General features: G+C 65.7%; 10 protein-coding genes, 1 tRNA gene and 1 pseudogene. 7 read left to right on the top strand and 5 right to left on the bottom strand.

The features are described from left to right. Nucleotides 1-34 precede the first annotated feature (34 nt). Together Q0263_RS07985 and Q0263_RS07980 are read left to right on the top strand one after the other, a co-directional pair. Nucleotides 35-2,533, top strand: coding sequence for a ribonucleoside-diphosphate reductase subunit alpha (locus Q0263_RS07985; protein WP_298015116.1), 2,499 nt, complete (start codon nt 35-37; stop codon nt 2,531-2,533). Nucleotides 2,534-2,609: 76 nt separating this feature from the next. Then, on the top strand, nt 2,610-3,707 hold the full coding sequence (locus tag Q0263_RS07980; RefSeq protein WP_298015114.1) for a ribonucleotide-diphosphate reductase subunit beta: 1,098 nt from the start codon (nt 2,610-2,612) through the stop codon (nt 3,705-3,707). A 30-nt stretch (nt 3,708-3,737) separates the two neighbouring features. Here Q0263_RS07980 and Q0263_RS07975 read toward each other — a convergent pair whose 3' ends face one another. From Q0263_RS07975 to Q0263_RS07955, 5 genes are all read right to left on the bottom strand, one after another. Next, nucleotides 3,738-4,589, bottom strand: a complete 852-nt coding sequence (locus Q0263_RS07975) for an ABC transporter permease (RefSeq protein ID WP_298015112.1) — start codon at nt 4,587-4,589, stop codon at nt 3,738-3,740. Nucleotides 4,590-4,609: 20 nt separating this feature from the next. Further along, on the bottom strand, nt 4,610-5,374 hold the full coding sequence (locus Q0263_RS07970; protein ID WP_298015110.1) for an ABC transporter ATP-binding protein: 765 nt from the start codon (nt 5,372-5,374) through the stop codon (nt 4,610-4,612). Then, nucleotides 5,374-6,459, bottom strand: a complete 1,086-nt coding sequence (locus tag Q0263_RS07965; RefSeq protein WP_298015108.1) for an ABC transporter substrate-binding protein — start codon at nt 6,457-6,459, stop codon at nt 5,374-5,376. The genes Q0263_RS07970 and Q0263_RS07965 overlap by 1 nt, the downstream gene beginning before the upstream one ends. A 114-nt stretch (nt 6,460-6,573) precedes the next feature. Next, nucleotides 6,574-7,380 carry a helix-turn-helix transcriptional regulator gene (locus tag Q0263_RS07960; protein ID WP_298015106.1) on the bottom strand — a complete coding sequence of 269 codons (807 nt, stop codon included), beginning with the start codon at nt 7,378-7,380 and terminating at the stop codon, nt 6,574-6,576. A 293-nt stretch (nt 7,381-7,673) separates the two neighbouring features. Beyond that, nucleotides 7,674-7,750, bottom strand: a tRNA-Met gene (locus Q0263_RS07955). 68 nt (nt 7,751-7,818) lie between these two features. Here Q0263_RS07955 and scpB point away from each other — a divergent pair. The 5 genes and pseudogenes from scpB to infB all read left to right on the top strand — a co-directional run. Then, nucleotides 7,819-8,406, top strand: a pseudogene (gene scpB / locus Q0263_RS07950) (SMC-Scp complex subunit ScpB); the annotation flags it as partial. A gap of 91 nt (nt 8,407-8,497) precedes the next feature. Further along, nucleotides 8,498-10,063: a 23S rRNA pseudouridine(2605) synthase RluB gene (rluB, locus tag Q0263_RS07945; protein ID WP_298015104.1), complete on the top strand. Its 1,566-nt coding sequence runs from the start codon at nt 8,498-8,500 to the stop codon at nt 10,061-10,063. A 263-nt stretch (nt 10,064-10,326) separates the two neighbouring features. After that, a complete protein-coding gene (gene rimP / locus Q0263_RS07940) occupies nt 10,327-10,800 on the top strand; it encodes a ribosome maturation factor RimP (protein ID WP_298015102.1) in 474 nt (157 codons plus the stop codon). Then, nucleotides 10,797-12,281 (top strand): transcription termination factor NusA, encoded by a 1,485-nt coding sequence (gene nusA / locus Q0263_RS07935; protein WP_298015100.1) that lies wholly within the window; start codon nt 10,797-10,799, stop codon nt 12,279-12,281. The genes rimP and nusA overlap by 4 nt, the downstream gene beginning before the upstream one ends. Nucleotides 12,282-12,332: 51 nt before the next feature. After that, the gene (gene infB, locus Q0263_RS07930; protein WP_298015098.1) at nt 12,333-15,242 is read left to right on the top strand and encodes a translation initiation factor IF-2; all 2,910 of its coding nucleotides are present in this window, start codon (nt 12,333-12,335) and stop codon (nt 15,240-15,242) included. Nucleotides 15,243-15,248: the final 6 nt, after the last annotated feature.

Genomic DNA, 15,248 nt, shown 5'->3' with positions numbered 1-15,248 from the left:
TTCCTTATCCATCCACCAAAAGAAGACTACTGACATGATCAAGACCGTTATCAAGCGCGATGGACGCAAAGAACCCTTCATCCCGTCCAAGCTCAATGGCTGGGGGGAATGGGGCGCCACGACGCTGGGCGATGGCGTGGACTGGCCCTCCGTGGTGCTGGAGACCGTCACGAACATGCCCGAGGAATGCTCCTCGGAATTCCTGCAGATGCAGCTCATCCGGCATTGCCTGGATGCGGACACCTGGTCCTACAACCGCATGGCGGGCCGCCTGTATGCGGCGCTGGCCCAGAAGGAACTGAAGGACGTCTGCGACGGGGCGTTCCCCACGGTGCTGACGCTGCACCGTCGCCTGGAAGGCCTGGGCTACATGGAACGCCTGGATTACTCGGAAGAAGAATACTTCCAGGTCGAAGGCATCATTGATCACACGCGGGACTTCGAATACGCCCACTACCAGATCCACACGCATCGCTCGAAGTATGCGATTTCCGATCGGGTCAAGGGCATTCACTACGAAACGCCGCAGTTCGTCTACATGCGCATGGCCATGGCCCTGGCCGTGGACCAGCCCCGCGAACGGCGCATGCGCGACGTCGCGAAGTTCTACGAGCACCTGTCGAAGAACCGCATCAACGCGCCCACGCCCAATCACATCAATCTGGGCACGCCCCTGCGCGGCTATGCCAGCTGCTGCCTGTATGCGTCGGGCGATTCGGCCCGTTCGATCGCGGTGGGCAATCACATCGCCAACACCATGACCTACATGAGCGCCGGCATCGGGTCCTACCTGCAGACCCGCTCGGTCAATGATCCGGTGCGCGGCGGCGTGATTCGCCACCAGGGCAAGCTGCCGTACCTGCGCGCGGTGGTGGCCGAGATCAAGGCGAACCTGCAGAATGGCCGCGGCGGCGCCTGCACCAGTTACTTTTCGATTTTCGATCCGGAAATCGACACCCTGCTGCGCCTGAAGAACCCCATGTCCACCGAGGACCGCAAGATCCGCGGCATGGATTATTCCTGGGGCGGCAACCGCTTCTTCGCCCGCAAGGTCGCCCGCAACGAAAACATCTTCCTGTTCAACTGCCATACGGCGCCCGATTTGTACGAGGCCCTGTACAGCGACGACGAGGCCCGCTTCGAAACCCTGTACGAACAGTACGAGCAGGATCCGACCTTCAAGAAGCAGTTCGTCAATGCGCGGGAACTGCTGATCACGGCCATCAACGAATGGAACGAGACGGGGCGCATCTACGAGCACAACATCTACGAGATGAACCGCCATACGCCGTTCAAGGGCACGATCTACAGCTCGAACCTGTGCTCCGAGATCGCGCTGCCCACGGCGCCCTACAACCACATCACCGAGCTCTACCAATCGACCGACGTGTCCTTCGTGGAATTCGAGGATGCCGACGGCGCGCTGCATACGGTGCGCCCGGGCACGGGGGCGGTGGACACCGCCCGGGGCATGGTCTACCTGGAAGACCTGGCGGCGGGCGACGTGCTGACCGACGGCCGGCGCATCGCGCGCATCGTGCGCTATTCCTCGCCTGAAGTCGCCACCTGCAACCTGGCCGGCATCGTCGTGTCGAACATCGAATCCGACGAGCAATACGAGGAAGTCGCCTACTATGCCTTGCTGATGATCGACAAGTGCATCCATCTGGCCGATTACGAACTGCCCCACGTGGGCGTGACGTCCAAGGCCCGGCTCAATGCCGGGGTCGGCATGCTGGGCGTGGCGCATCTGATGGCCCGCAACCACAAGCGCTATACCGACGACAGCGGCAAGCAGTTCATCCACTGGGTGGCCGAGCGTCATTACTATCATCTGGTCCGGGCCAGCCTGCAGCTGGGCAAGGAACTGGGCAACGCCCCCTGGATGCACAAGACCAAGTGGCCGCAGGGCTGGCTGCCCATCGACACCTACAACCCCAATGTGGACAAGGTCGCCGACTTCCGGAACCAGTACGACTGGGAAGCCCTGCGGGCGGACGTCGTCGCCAATGGCGGGATCCGCAATTCGGTGGTGGCGGCGCACATGCCCACGGAAACCTCGGCGAACTCGTCGGGCACGACCAACGGCGTGTATCCCATCCGTGAATTGACGATGATCAAGACCGACAACCAGCGGGTCAACTACTGGGCCGCCCCGGAAGGCGATACTCTGGGCCAGTGGTACGAATCCGCCTGGGAAGTGCCGGCCCAGGACATGACCGACGTCTACGCCATCATCCAGAAATGGACGGATCAGGGGATTTCGGCCGACTTCTACCGCAAGGTCATCGGCGACGCCAGCATCGAGTCCACCGAAATGATCCAGAACTATCTGTATCGCGTAAAGATGGGCCTGAAGTCCAAGTACTACATGAACCAGAAGACCTCGGCGGGCATGAAGAAAGTCGCCGACTTCGCCGCCGCCCAGGGCTTCGTGAAGCTTGCCACGGCGGGGATCCAGTTGCCGGCCGCGCCGCAGCCCGTGACCAGCCTGGATGACGACCCCATGTGCCAGGGCGGCTGCACGCTGTAGATTCATTCGCGCATGCGGCGCGTCGCACCTCGGGTGCGGCGTGCCGCATGCCTGTCATCCATCGGAAAAACGCATCATGTCTGAGAACGTCTTCAACTACCAGAAACAGGACTACGCCAAGCCGCTGCTCTTCCTGGGCGAAAAGCAGGGCCTGTTCGACACCATCAACCGCCACTATCCGGACATCTGGGCGCTGTACAAGACCCAGAAATCCCTGGACTGGGACGAGAACGAATTCGACTATTCTTCCTGCAACGCCGACTTCAAGAGCTGCCCGCGCGCGACCTACGACATGATGGTCAAGACCCTGGCGTGGCAATGGGAGGCCGACAGCGTGGCCTCCCGCGCCATCGCGCCGGTGCTGGCGCCGTTCATCACCTCGTCCGAACTGTGGGCCGCCTGGCAACGCATTTCCGACAACGAGGTCGTGCACGCGGCGACCTACTCGGAGATCGTGCGCAACTCCTTCGACGACCCCTCGGCCATCATCGACGAGATCCTCAGCGTGGAACAGGCGCACGAGCGGCTGTCGCGCGTGATCAAGGCTTTCGGCGAGGGCTACCATGCGTCCCACCAGTATGCACTGGGCAATCTGGACAATAACCAGGACACCTACAACACCGTCTTCATGATGGTCGTGGCGCTGTTCTGCATGGAGCGCATCCAGTTCATGGCCTCCTTCGCCGTGACTTTCGCCATCTGCGACACCGGCATGTTCCAGCCCATCGGCAAGGCCATCCAGAAGATCGCCCAGGACGAGCTGGAAATCCACGCCGAGCTGGACCGCGCCGTGCTGCGCCACGAATTGCGCACCGAACGGGGCCGGCAAGCCTTCGCCCAGTGCCATTTCGAAATCGAGGCCCTGATCGCCGAAGTCGTGGACAGCGAACTGGACTGGATCCAGTACCTGTTCTCGGAAGGCCGCGAGCTGGTCGGCATGAACGCCGACCGCCTGGCCGCGTGGACCCTGTATTGCGCCAAGGACGTCTACAACACCCTGGGCATCGACACGGATCGCTACGAGTTCCCGCCGGCCAATCCGCTCAAGTACATGGAGAAGTGGCTGAACATCAGCAAGACCCAGGCCTCGCCCCAGGAGCAGGACATCGCCGCCTACAAGGTCGGCGTCATGCGCCGCACCGACGAAGGCGTGGTGTTCGACGACGAGTTCTGACGAGCGCTTCCCGCCCGGCGGGGCGGGGCCTCATTCGCGGTCCGAATCGATGGGCTTCCAGCGGTTGGCCCATTGATCGACGCTGTTGACCAGCATGTTCAGCACGGCGGCGATGATCGCCAGCACCACCAGGGCGGCGAACACGCCGCTGGTGTTGAACTGGGCCGAGGCGTCGTTGATCAGGAAGCCCAGCCCCCGGTTCGAGGCGACCAGCTCGCCGATGACCGCGCCGATCAGGGCGTAGGGGATGGACATCCGCAGGCCGGTGAGCAGGCCGGCGACGGAGCCGGGCAGGGTGACCTTCAGCGCCACGTCCCGCCGGCTGCCCCCCATCATGCGCACCGCGTCCTTCAGGCCCTCGTCCACGTTCTGGACGCCCGCGGCGGTGCTGAGGAACACCAGGAAAAAGACCGAAATCGCCGCCAGCAGCACCTTCATCCCGAGATCGATCCCGAACCAGATGATGAACAGGGGCGCGACGGCGACCTTGGGGACGGAATACAGCGCCAGCATGTAGGGGATCAGCACGTCCCACAGCGGCTTGATGGCGGCGATCAGATAGGCCAGGACGGCCCCCGAGACCGCGCCCAGCAGGAATCCCAGGACGACTTCCTGGAGCGTGATCCAGGTGTTGCGCCAGAGCGTGCCGTCGGCCGTCCATTGGACCAGCATGGCGGCGACCCCCTGCGGCGAGCCGAAGAATTGCGGGTCGAGCACCGGCCCCGAAAGCGCCGCCCAGACGCCCAGGAAGACGACCAGCACCAGCAGCCGGGCCGCCAGGATCAGCGCGCGGCGGCGGTTGCGCTGCCACCAGCTGCGGTTCAGCGGAATCAGCAGAGGGCCCTGGGACTGCGGGGCGGGATGGTGGTCCGGGCTGGGCATGGAAGGGGACTCCGGGCGCGTCATGGGCGGGCCTGCTTGAGGGCGTGCGTCAGCGCCCGGTAGAGGGCCAGATAATCGGGGTGCAGGCGGATTTCGTCGGCGTCCCGGGGGCGGGGCAGTTCGATGCGGATGTCGAGCCCGATGGAGCCCAGCGGCCCCAGCACCACGATCCGGTCGGCCAGCATCAGGGCTTCTTCGATGTCGTGGGTCACGAACACCACGGTGCGTCCGCTGTCCGTCCAGAGTTCCAGCAGCTGCTGCTGCAGGTCGCCGCGCAGCTGGGCGTCCAGCGCCCCGAAGGGTTCGTCCAGCAGCAGGGTTTCCGGATTGCCGCACAGCATGCGGGCCAGGCTGACGCGGCGGCGCATGCCGCCGGACAGTTCGCGGGGGTAGTGGCGTTCGAAGCCGGACAGCCCGACCCGGTCGATCAGCCGCCGGGAGACGGCCGTCCGTTCCCGGGGCGCGATGCCCTGGATTTCCAGCGGCATTTCGACGTTTCGCAGGACGGTGCGCCAGGGCATCAGCGTGTCCTGCTGGGTGAGATAGCCGACGGAATTCAGCGGGCCGGACAGCGCCCGCCCGCGATAGGCGAGCGTGCCGGCCGTGGGGACCGTCAGGCCCGCCATCAGGTTCAGCAGCGTGGATTTGCCGCAGCCGCTGCGCCCGAGCAGCACCAGGAAGCTGCCTTCCTCGACCGTCAGTTCCGCGCCCCGCAGGGCGACCAGTTCCTGGTCGTCCTTCCGGAAGTGCTTGTGGACGTCCCGGATGTCATACACCGCCGCCATCAGCGGGCGCCTTCCAGCGCGGACCGGATCCACTGGGCGGGGACCATGGTGGCGTAGTCGGGCGCCTCGGTGATCAGGCCGGAATCCAGGTTGAATTTGACTTCCCCGTCGTATTCCCCCTGGCTGATGGCGGGGGTCTTGGGGATCTCGGCGCGCAGGATGGACAGCAGCCGGTCGACCGTATCGTCGTTCATGGTGGGGCGGTAGGCCTTGAACAGGGCGCGGACGGCCTTGGGGTCCCCCTGGTGAATGAAGTGTTCCGCGTCGGCGATGCCGCGCACGAAGGCCGTGACTGCCGGGCCCTTGGCGTCCAGGATGTCCTGGGTGGTGAACACGACGCCGTGCACGACGGTCTTCAACTGGGGAATGTCTCCCCGCGCGGGGGAAATGTAGATGCTCCCGACCTGCGTGGCCTCGGCTTGCTGCCCGACGGGCTGCGGGAAGGACAGGACGTCGACGCGCCCGGTCTTCAGCGCGCCCAGCGCGCCCATCATGTTGGACCCCAGGGATACCAGGGTGACGTCCGTGGCCGACTTCATGCCGGCGGTGCCCAGCAGGAAATTCACCAGGGCCTGGGTGCCGCTGCCCGGGCCGGTGATGCCGATCTTCCTGCCCTTCAGCGCCTGGACTTTTTCCTGCAGGGAGGCCGAGGCAGGCGGCCCGGAAAAGGAGGGCCCCGTGATGATGTCCACGTAATAGGTGTTCACCAGCTGGGCGATCATCCGCGTCCCTTTATTGGCGCGGTACAGGTTCAGGGGGTCGGTGCCGTTGCCGCCGGCCACGTCGATGCTGCCCGATTGCAGGGCGGCGGCGAGCTTGGCTCCGGTGCCCAGCAGGGGGATGTCGCCGACCTCCAGGCCCTGCTGCTTGAAGAAGCCCTGCTGCCGGGCGACGAAGATCGGGAAGAAGGCGATGGAATCGCTGATCTGTCCGACCTTGAGCGCCAGGGCGGGGGCTTGCGCCCGGGCCGGGGAGGGCGCCAGAGCCGTCCATGCGATCATGAACGCCAGCCCGAAGCCGTGAAGTCCGGACAGGAGTCCGCGGGTGAAAGAACGGGAATGCGGGGGACGGAATCTCTGCTGCATGGTGGCGGTTCCTCAGGATTCTGATGTCCGCCGCGAGGGAATCCGGACGGACGCGTTCATCCCTTGTAGTACAGATCCGGGGGCCGTGTCCATGACGCCGGGGCGGCTCCGCGTTCAGTCCGCCCGGGGATTGGCCTGCAGGCTGCGCAGCGAGAATTCCCGGGGCGTCTGCCCCGTGTGTTCGCGAAAGGCGGCGATGAAGGACGACAGGCTGTCGTAGCCGCAGGCCAGGGCGACGTCGGTGATGCGCTCGCCGCGTTCCAGCAGCGGCAGGGCGTGGACCAGCCGGGCGCGCTGGCGCCACAGGCGAAAGCCCAGGCCGGTCTGCTGCAGGAACAGGCGCGTCAGCGTCTTTTCCGACAGCCCGATCTGGCGCCCGTAGTCGGCCAGGTTGGGCGCGGTGTCGGGCGCCCGATGCAGCTGGCGGCACAGGGGAAGCAGCCGCTTGTCGGACGGCCAGGGCAGGACCAGCCCGGCTTCCGGGCTGACGGCGATCTGGTCGACCAGCACCCGCGCCAGGCGTCCGTCCGGCCCCTCGGGATCGTATTCGATGGGGATCGTGCTGAAGCTGCGGATCAGTTCCTGAAGCAGCGGACTGATGACCAGCACGCGGCAGTCGGTCCAGTCCAGCCCCAGCGCGGCGCCGTCGACGTACAGGCTGCGGATCTGGGTGTGGGGGGATTCGTAGACGCGGTGGCGCATGCCCGCCGGAATCCAGACCGCCCGTTGCGACAGCGCGATGAAGCGGGCTTGCGGCGTCCAGACCTGCAGATGTCCCTGGATGGCGTACGACAGTTGCGCCCAGGCGTGCCGGTGCGGCCCGGGGATGATCATGTTGGGCTGGCTGTCGATATGGCCGTACAAGGGGCGGGGCAGGGCTCGCAGATAACCGCGCCGGATGATGGGGATGTGTCCGTTCATAACTGTTTCCAAGCCGTTTGTCGCCAAACCTGAATCCCAGGACAGTTTACTCTCTTCCTCGAGAGCCCCGGACCGCCGGAGCATCCGTTTCCGGGACACAAATCCCGGGACGGGTGCTTCGGTTGGTCCTTTTTCCTTTTTCCTTTTTGCGTCTGGGCTTGCCAGAATTCCCCGATCCCCGTAGTCCCCGTAGTCCCATATCCCCCCCCCGCGCATCCGGCAGGGGAATGGAAAATGGCGGACGAAAAACGAGATGGGCCGGCAACCTGTTGGTTGCCGGCCCATCTGTAAACTGGTTGCGGGAATAGGATTTGAACCTATGACCTTCGGGTTATGAGCCCGACGAGCTACCAGACTGCTCCATCCCGCGTCTGAAGAACATAACTATAGCATAGTCTGCGAAAATAATGCAAGCAAACGTTCGGAGTTCACGATAAAATGACGGAAACGGAAATCCTGCGGGTATTGGAAACCGCCTTGTTGTGCGCCGATGCGCCCCTGACGGCAGCCCAGTTGCGCAGCCTCTTCGAAGACACGATTTCCGGAGACGACATCCGGCGTCACCTGGCTGCCTTGCAGCTGGATTGGCGCGACAGGGGCCTCGAACTGGTGCAGTTGGCCAGCGGCTGGCGGTTCCAGAGTCGTCCCGATATGCAGCGTTACCTGGGGCGTCTGAACCCCGAAAAGCCGCCTCGATATTCTCGCGCCGTGCTGGAAACCCTTGCGATCATCGCCTGGCGTCAACCTGTGACGCGGGGGGATATCGAGGACATCCGCGGCGTCACCGTGTCGGCGCAGATTGTTCGTACCCTCGAAGACCGGGGCTGGATCGAAGTGCTGGGCTATCGGGACGCTCCCGGGCGCCCCGCCTTGCTGGGCACCACGCGACGTTTTCTCGAAGACCTGGGCTTGCGGGCCCTGGACGAATTGCCGGCGCTGGACGCCGACGATTCCGTGCAGGTGCTTGAGACCCTGGCGCTTGCGGCGCCCGATGCCGCGGATGCCGATGCCGCCGGGGAACCGGCGCCGGAATCCGACGCCGCGCCGGACCAGGACGCGCAGGCGCCCGCCGCTTCATCATCATGATCAGAATTTTGTGTAGGAGTCACCGAACCCCATGACAGCAGAACTCGAAACGACATCGCATGCCTCTTCCCAGGGGCCGGCCGAGTCATCGGCCTCGCCCAAGGAAGGCAAGGGCGCTTCCGGCCGTTCACGCGGGGGCCGCAAGCTGCGCACGCCGTTTCGCCGCCGCCGCGGGGATGCGCAGGGGGAAACGCCGCCTGCGGAACAGGCCCAGGCCGTGGATGCCGGGCCCGCCGAGGAAGCCGACCGCGCTTTGTCCTATCTGGGGGATCACCAGACCCGACAGCGCCTGGACCGCTATCTGAACAGCGACGCCCTGATGCCCAAGCTGCACAAGGTCCTGGCCGAAGCCGGCATCGGCTCGCGCCGCGACATGGAAGAACTCATCGTCGCCGGGCGCGTGTCCGTCAACGGCGAACCGGCCCACGTGGGCCAGCGCGTGGGGCCCAACGACAAGGTGCGCGTCAATGGCCGCCTGGTGTCGCGCCCCAAGGCCGGCAAACTGCCCCGAGTGATCCTCTACCATAAGCCGGCGGGCGAGATCGTCAGCCACGACGACCCCGAAGGGCGCGCCACCGTCTTCGCGCGGCTGCCGCGCATCCGCAGCGGCAAATGGCTGTCGGTCGGGCGGCTGGACCTGAATACCGAAGGCCTGCTGATCCTGACGACGTCGGGCGAGCTGGCCAATCGCCTGTCCCATCCCCGCTACGGGGCCGAGCGCGAATACGCCGTGCGCGTCCTGGGGGAACTGGCCGACGAAAAACAGACGGAACTGACGACCGGCATCCAGCTGGAAGACGGCCAGGCGCAGTTCAATTCCCTGGATTACATCGGCGGCGAAGGCAGCAATCGCTGGTATCGGGTCACGCTGTCCGAGGGCCGCAACCGCGAAGTCCGGCGCATGTTCCTGGCCGCCGGCGTGACGGTCAGCCGCCTGATCCGCACCCGGTTCGGCGATGTCATCCTGCCCAGCAACTTGCGGCGCGGCCGCTGGGAAGAGCTGGACGAGCAACTGGTGGGCGCCCTGATGGTGCAGCTGGGGCTGATTCGGACCGGCGACGATGATGCCGATGGCCAGGTCGAGCGCCAGCCGCTGTCGCATGCCAGCGCGCTGCCGCCGGGCTTCGGCACGCCGGGCCAGAACGGCCAGAATGGCGCCCGCCTGAATCGGCGCGGCCGGGTGTCGGGAGGGCGCGGCAAGGCCTCGATCGATCCCTTCACGACGGGCCTGCTGATCAGCGGCGGCCTGGCCAATGGCCACCCGGACGGCGGCAAGCAGCATGCCTCGCCCAAGCCGCATCACAAATCCAAGCCCTCCAAGGCCGGCGGCCACGCCGGGCGGCCGGGGAAGGCAGGCAAGCCGTCCAGGCCGCAGCCGGAGGGCCAGCAGCGCTCCCGCGAGCCCAAGGCCCGGGTGCGGTCCGCTTCGGGGGATGCCGCGCAGCAGCCCAAGGCGCCGAAATCCGCCAACAAGCCGGCGGCGCAGAAACAGAACCGCCGCCCGGCCAAACCGCGCCGCCAGGGAGGGGGAGAGCACCAGCCCCAAGGGGCGCATGCCCACGAGTCCCAGCTGGCGCGCGTCGGGCGTGGCCGCTAGGCGGCGCGGAGTCTGAAAAACCTTATATCGGCAACGAAATGCTGTTATAATCTAAGGCTTTACAGCGCTTTGGTGCTGTGTCCACCGGAAACCTGCCTTGCCCGGATTGCAGCGCTTTTGGCGCGTATTTGGCGATCAAATCTGCGATCATGCGCGGCGATCGAGCAGCGACAGACAGATTTCCGGCGGTTCCTGAATACACCTTGCGGCGTGTCCGCGGGGCCAACAGAGGGCTGCGGGACAGCCCCTTTTTTTTGGAATTTATGGCAGATATCTTTGCGGTCACCCAGCAGGCCTTGCTGGGTTTCGATGTCGAACTGGTCGATGTGGAACGCGCGCCCCTGGGGCTCCTGCGCGTGGTGATTGATCGTCCCGAAGGGGTGCGCATCGAGGACTGCGAACAGGTGTCCCGCCAGCTGTCGCATGCGTTCGAGGTCGACAACATCGACTACAAGCGCCTGGAAGTCAGCTCTCCCGGGGTGGACCGGCCGCTGCGCCGATTGGCGGATTACGTCCGCTTCGCCGACCAGCGTATCGAACTGCGCCTGCGCGAAGCCGTCGAATCCCGCAAGGTCTTTACCGGCGTGCTGCGCGTCGCGGGCGATGCCTCGTCGCCCGTCCTCAGTCTGGACTACGAAGACCAGGCGGGCAAGCCGCAGACGCTGCCGTTTTCTTTTGACGATGTGGACCGGGCGCACCTGGATCCTGTTCTCGATTTCAAGGGTAAGAAGCGATGAGTCGCGAAATTCTTCTACTGGTCGACGCCCTGGCGCGTGAAAAAAACGTTGAACGCGATGTGGTGTTCGGCGCTCTCGAAAGCGCGCTGGCCTCCGCCATGAAAAAGCGCTTCAAGGAAGACGTGGACATTCGCGTGGCCATCGATCGCCAGACCGGCGAGCACGAAGGCTTTCGCCGCTGGCTGGTCGTCCCCGACGAAGCCGGTCTGCAGGAACCCGATGCCCAGGAACTCTATACGGATGCCCAGGACATCGTGCCGGGCATCGAAATCGGCGAATACATCGAAGAGCCTCTCGAGCCCATCGAGTTCGGCCGGATCGGCGCGCAGGCGGCCAAGCAGGCCATCCTGCAGAAGATCCGCGACGCCGAGCGCGAGCAGGTGCTCAACGACTTCCTGGACCGTGGGGAAAACATCATCTCCGGCACGGTCAAGCGCCTGGACAAGGGCGACGCCATCATCGAGATCGGCAAGGTCGAAGCCCGGCTGCCGCGCTCCGAGATGATCCCCAAGGAAAACATCCGTTCCGGCGATCGGGTGCGGGCCTGGGTCCTCAAGGTCGATCACACGGCGCGCGGCCAGCAGGTCATCCTGTCACGCACCTCGCCCGATTTCATCCGCGAACTGTTCGAGAACGAAGTGCCGGAAATCGAGCAGGGCCTGCTCGAGATCAAGGCCGCCGCTCGCGACCCGGGCGTGCGTGCCAAAATCGCGGTCGTGGCGTACGATAAGCGGATCGATCCGATCGGCACCTGCGTCGGCATGCGCGGCTCCCGCGTCACGGCCGTGCGCAACGAGCTGGGCGGCGAACAGGTCGATATCGTGCTGTGGGCCGACGATCCCGCCGAATTCGTCATCGGCGCCCTGGCGCCCGCGCATGTCGAATCCATTCTGGTGGACGAAGACAAGCACGCCATGGACGTCGTCGTGGACGAGGAAAACCTGCCCAAGGCCATCGGCGCCCGTGGTCAGAACGTGCGCCTGGCGTCCGAACTGACGGGCTGGCAGATCAACATCATGACGCCCGAGGAAAGCCAGAATCGCCAGGACGAGGAACGCTCGGCCCTGCGCCATGCCTTCATCACGAAGCTGGACGTGGACGAGGAAGTCGCCGACATCCTGATCGACGAGGGCTTCACCGGCCTGGAAGAAGTCGCCTACGTGCCCCTGCAGGAACTGCTGGACATCGAAGCCTTCGACGAGGAGACCGTCAACGAACTGCGCACGCGGGCGCGCAACGCCCTGCTGACCGAGGCCATCGCCCAGGAAGAGCGCGTGCAGACGGCCCGGGACCTGCTGGAGATCCAGGGCATGGATGCCCCGCTGGTCGCCAAGCTGGCGGAAAACAACATCACCACACTGGATGATCTGGCCGAACTGGCGGCCGACGAGCTGGCCGAACTGACCGGCCTGCCCGAGGAAACCGCCAGCGACATGATCATGCAGGCACGGGCTCACTGGTTCGAGGACGACAAGGCCTGAACGGCCGTCGCACCGAACCGAGCCCCTTAACGTAGTCAAAGAGAGAGTCGAATGCCGAGTAACACCGTCGCCCAATTCGCCGAAGAACTGAACATGCCCGCCAACGTCCTGCTGGACCACTTCCGTTCGGCCGGCGTCCAGCTCGATTCGGTGAATGCTGACGTGACCGAGGCGGACAAGAGCGCCTTGCTGGAGTCGCTGCGGCGCTCCCATGGCTCGGACTCGGGCAAGAAGGTCGTGCTGACGCGCCGCAAGACATCCGAGATCCATCAGGCGGATGGCTCCGGGCGCTCGCGCACCATTCAGGTCGAAGTCCGCAAGAAACGCGTGCTGGTGAAGCGCGACCGTTCCGAATTGCTGGAAGCCGCCCGCGCCGAGGCCGCGGGCGCGCCGGCGGCTCCGGAGGCCGCTGATCCGATCCTGGCCGAGGCGCCCGTCGCGGCGCCGGCCGCTCCCGTCGCGGAAGCGCCCGCCGCCGCGCCGCAAGCCGCGGAATCCGCCGCTCCCGCCGTGGCGCGGGAAACCCCGGTGGAGCCCGAGGCGCCCGCTGAATCCGCGCCGGCGTCCGACGCCGCCGAGCCGGCCGCGGCGGATGCCCCCGAAGCGGTCCCGGAAGCGTCCTCCACTGAATCCAAGCAGGAAATCGTGAGCGAAACCCCTGTCGTCGAGCCGCAGGCCACGCCTGCCGAGACGTCCGTTGATTCTTCCCAGTCATCCTCCGCGCAGCCTGAATCCGGCGCCGCGCCGCATGCGGCATCGCGCCCCGAGTCCTCCTCGGCCCCCGTGTCCGCGCCGGCCGCCACGCCGGGCAAGGCCCGCCGCGCGCCCGCCGACGCCGATCGCGATCGCGCCCGCAAGGCTGCCGAAGCCGAAGCGGCCGCGCTGCGCGAGATGATGCGCCAGCCGCGCAAGGTCCTGCGCGCCGCGGAACCCGAGGAAGCCGCCACCAAGACGCTGCACAAGCCCGCGGGCAAGGGCGCCGTGAAGAAGGAAACCGAAGGCAAGAAGGTCATCAAGACCGCCGATGTCTCCTCCAGCTGGTCCAACGACGGCCGCAAGAAGCCGTCCAAGGCCGACACGCTGTCGGCCGGCTCGGGCCAGGAGGCCTGGCGCGCGGGCGGCAAGGGCGGCCGCAGCGGCAAGAGCGGCCGCCGGCAGGGCCGTCGCCAGGCGGATCACCATCAGGAACCGCAACAGGCCGAATTCATCGCCCGCGAGGTCCACGTCCCGGAAACCATTTCCGTGGCCGACCTGGCGCACAAGATGTCCGTCAAGGCGGCCGAGGTCATCAAGCAGTTGATGAAGCTGGGCCAGATGGTGACGATCAACCAGATCCTGGATCAGGAAACTGCCATGATCGTGGTCGAGGAACTCGGCCACCAGGCGATCGCCGCCAAGCTGGACGACCCGGAGGCCTTCCTGGCCGATACCGAAACCACCGACGAAGCCGAGGCCCTGCCGCGCGCGCCGGTCGTGACCGTGATGGGCCACGTCGACCACGGCAAGACCTCCCTGCTGGACTACATCCGCCGCACCAAGGTCGCCACGGGCGAAGCCGGCGGCATCACGCAGCACATCGGCGCCTACAGCGTCAAGACCGATCGCGGCGTGGTGGCCTTCCTGGACACCCCGGGCCACGAGGCCTTCACGGCCATGCGGGCCCGCGGCGCCCAGGCGACCGACATCGTGATCCTGGTGGTGGCGGCCGATGACGGCGTCATGCCGCAGACCCGCGAAGCCATACACCACGCCAAGGCGGCCAACGTGCCCCTGGTCGTGGCCATCAACAAGATCGACAAGCCCGAAGCCAATCCGGAACGCGTCAAGCAGGAACTGGTGGCCGAGGAAGTCGTGCCGGAAGAATACGGCGGCGACGTGCCCTTCATTCCCGTGTCCGCCAAGACCGGCCAGGGCATCGACGAGCTGCTGGAGAACGTGCTGCTGCAGGCCGAGATCCTGGAACTGAAGGCGCCGATCGACGCGCCCGCCAAGGGCATCGTCATCGAAGCCCGCCTGGACAAGGGGCGCGGCCCGGTCGCGACCATCCTGGTGCAAAGCGGCACCCTGCATCGCGGCGACGCCGTGCTGGCCGGCGTGGCCTTCGGCAAGGTTCGCGCCATGCTGAACGACACCGGCAAGCCCACCGCCGAAGCGGGGCCCTCCACGCCGGTCGAGATCCAGGGCCTGGCCGAAGTGCCGGCCGCCGGCGACGAGGTCCTGGTGCTGGCCGACGAGCGCAAGGCGCGTGAAATCGCCTTGTTCCGCCAGGGCAAGTTCCGCGACGTCAAGCTGGCCCGCCAGCAGGCCGCCAAACTGGAATCCATGTTCGACAACCTGGGCGAGGGCGTCCGCACGCTGCCGTTGATCGTCAAGACCGACGTGCAGGGTTCCCAGGAAGCCCTGGTGCAGTCGCTGCTGAAGCTGTCCACCGACGAAGTCCGCGTGCAGGTCGTGCATGCGGCCGTGGGCGGCATCTCGGAAAGCGACGTCAACCTGGCCATCGCCTCCGGCGCCGTCGTCATCGGCTTCAACGTGCGTGCTGACCAGTCCGCCAAGAAGCTGGCCGAGACCAACGAAATCGATCTGCGCTACTACAACATCATCTATGACGCCATCGATGACGTGAAGAACGCGCTCTCGGGCATGCTGGCGCCGGAAAAGCGCGAAGAAGTCATCGGCATGGTCGAGATCCGCGAGATCTTCACCGTGTCCAAGGTCGGCAACATCGCGGGCTGCATGGTGCTCGAAGGCCTGGTCAAGCGCGATTCCCAGGTGCGCCTGCTGCGCAACCACGTCGTGCACTGGACCGGCATGCTGGACTCCCTGCGCCGCTTCAAGGACGACGTCAAGGAAGTCAAGGCCGGCTTCGATTGCGGGATCACGCTCAAGGGCAACAACGACATCCAGGTCGGTGACCAGCTCGAAGTCTTTGAAATCAAGGAAATCGCCCGCACGCTGTAATGGCGG

This window comes from uncultured Castellaniella sp., from assembly GCF_937988725.1.
In the GTDB taxonomy this organism is placed as follows: domain Bacteria; phylum Pseudomonadota; class Gammaproteobacteria; order Burkholderiales; family Burkholderiaceae_B; genus Castellaniella.
Note: the sequence above shows the minus strand (reverse complement) of the source record. Positions and strands in the feature narration are given on the sequence as shown.

Bases quoted from the DNA above. Each gene is read 5' to 3' on its own strand.
- rluB (WP_298015104.1), top strand. From the start codon at position 8,498: ATGACAGCAGAACTCGAAACGACATCGCATGCCTCTTCCCAGGGGCCG.
- nusA (WP_298015100.1), top strand. From the start codon at position 10,797: ATGAGTCGCGAAATTCTTCTACTGGTCGACGCCCTGGCGCGTGAAAAA.
- Q0263_RS07965 (WP_298015108.1), bottom strand. From the start codon at position 6,459: ATGCAGCAGAGATTCCGTCCCCCGCATTCCCGTTCTTTCACCCGCGGA.
- Q0263_RS07980 (WP_298015114.1), top strand. From the start codon at position 2,610: ATGTCTGAGAACGTCTTCAACTACCAGAAACAGGACTACGCCAAGCCG.
- rimP (WP_298015102.1), top strand. From the start codon at position 10,327: ATGGCAGATATCTTTGCGGTCACCCAGCAGGCCTTGCTGGGTTTCGAT.
- Q0263_RS07985 (WP_298015116.1), top strand. From the start codon at position 35: ATGATCAAGACCGTTATCAAGCGCGATGGACGCAAAGAACCCTTCATC.
- Q0263_RS07970 (WP_298015110.1), bottom strand. From the start codon at position 5,374: ATGGCGGCGGTGTATGACATCCGGGACGTCCACAAGCACTTCCGGAAG.
- infB (WP_298015098.1), top strand. From the start codon at position 12,333: ATGCCGAGTAACACCGTCGCCCAATTCGCCGAAGAACTGAACATGCCC.
- Q0263_RS07975 (WP_298015112.1), bottom strand. From the start codon at position 4,589: ATGCCCAGCCCGGACCACCATCCCGCCCCGCAGTCCCAGGGCCCTCTG.
- Q0263_RS07960 (WP_298015106.1), bottom strand. From the start codon at position 7,380: ATGAACGGACACATCCCCATCATCCGGCGCGGTTATCTGCGAGCCCTG.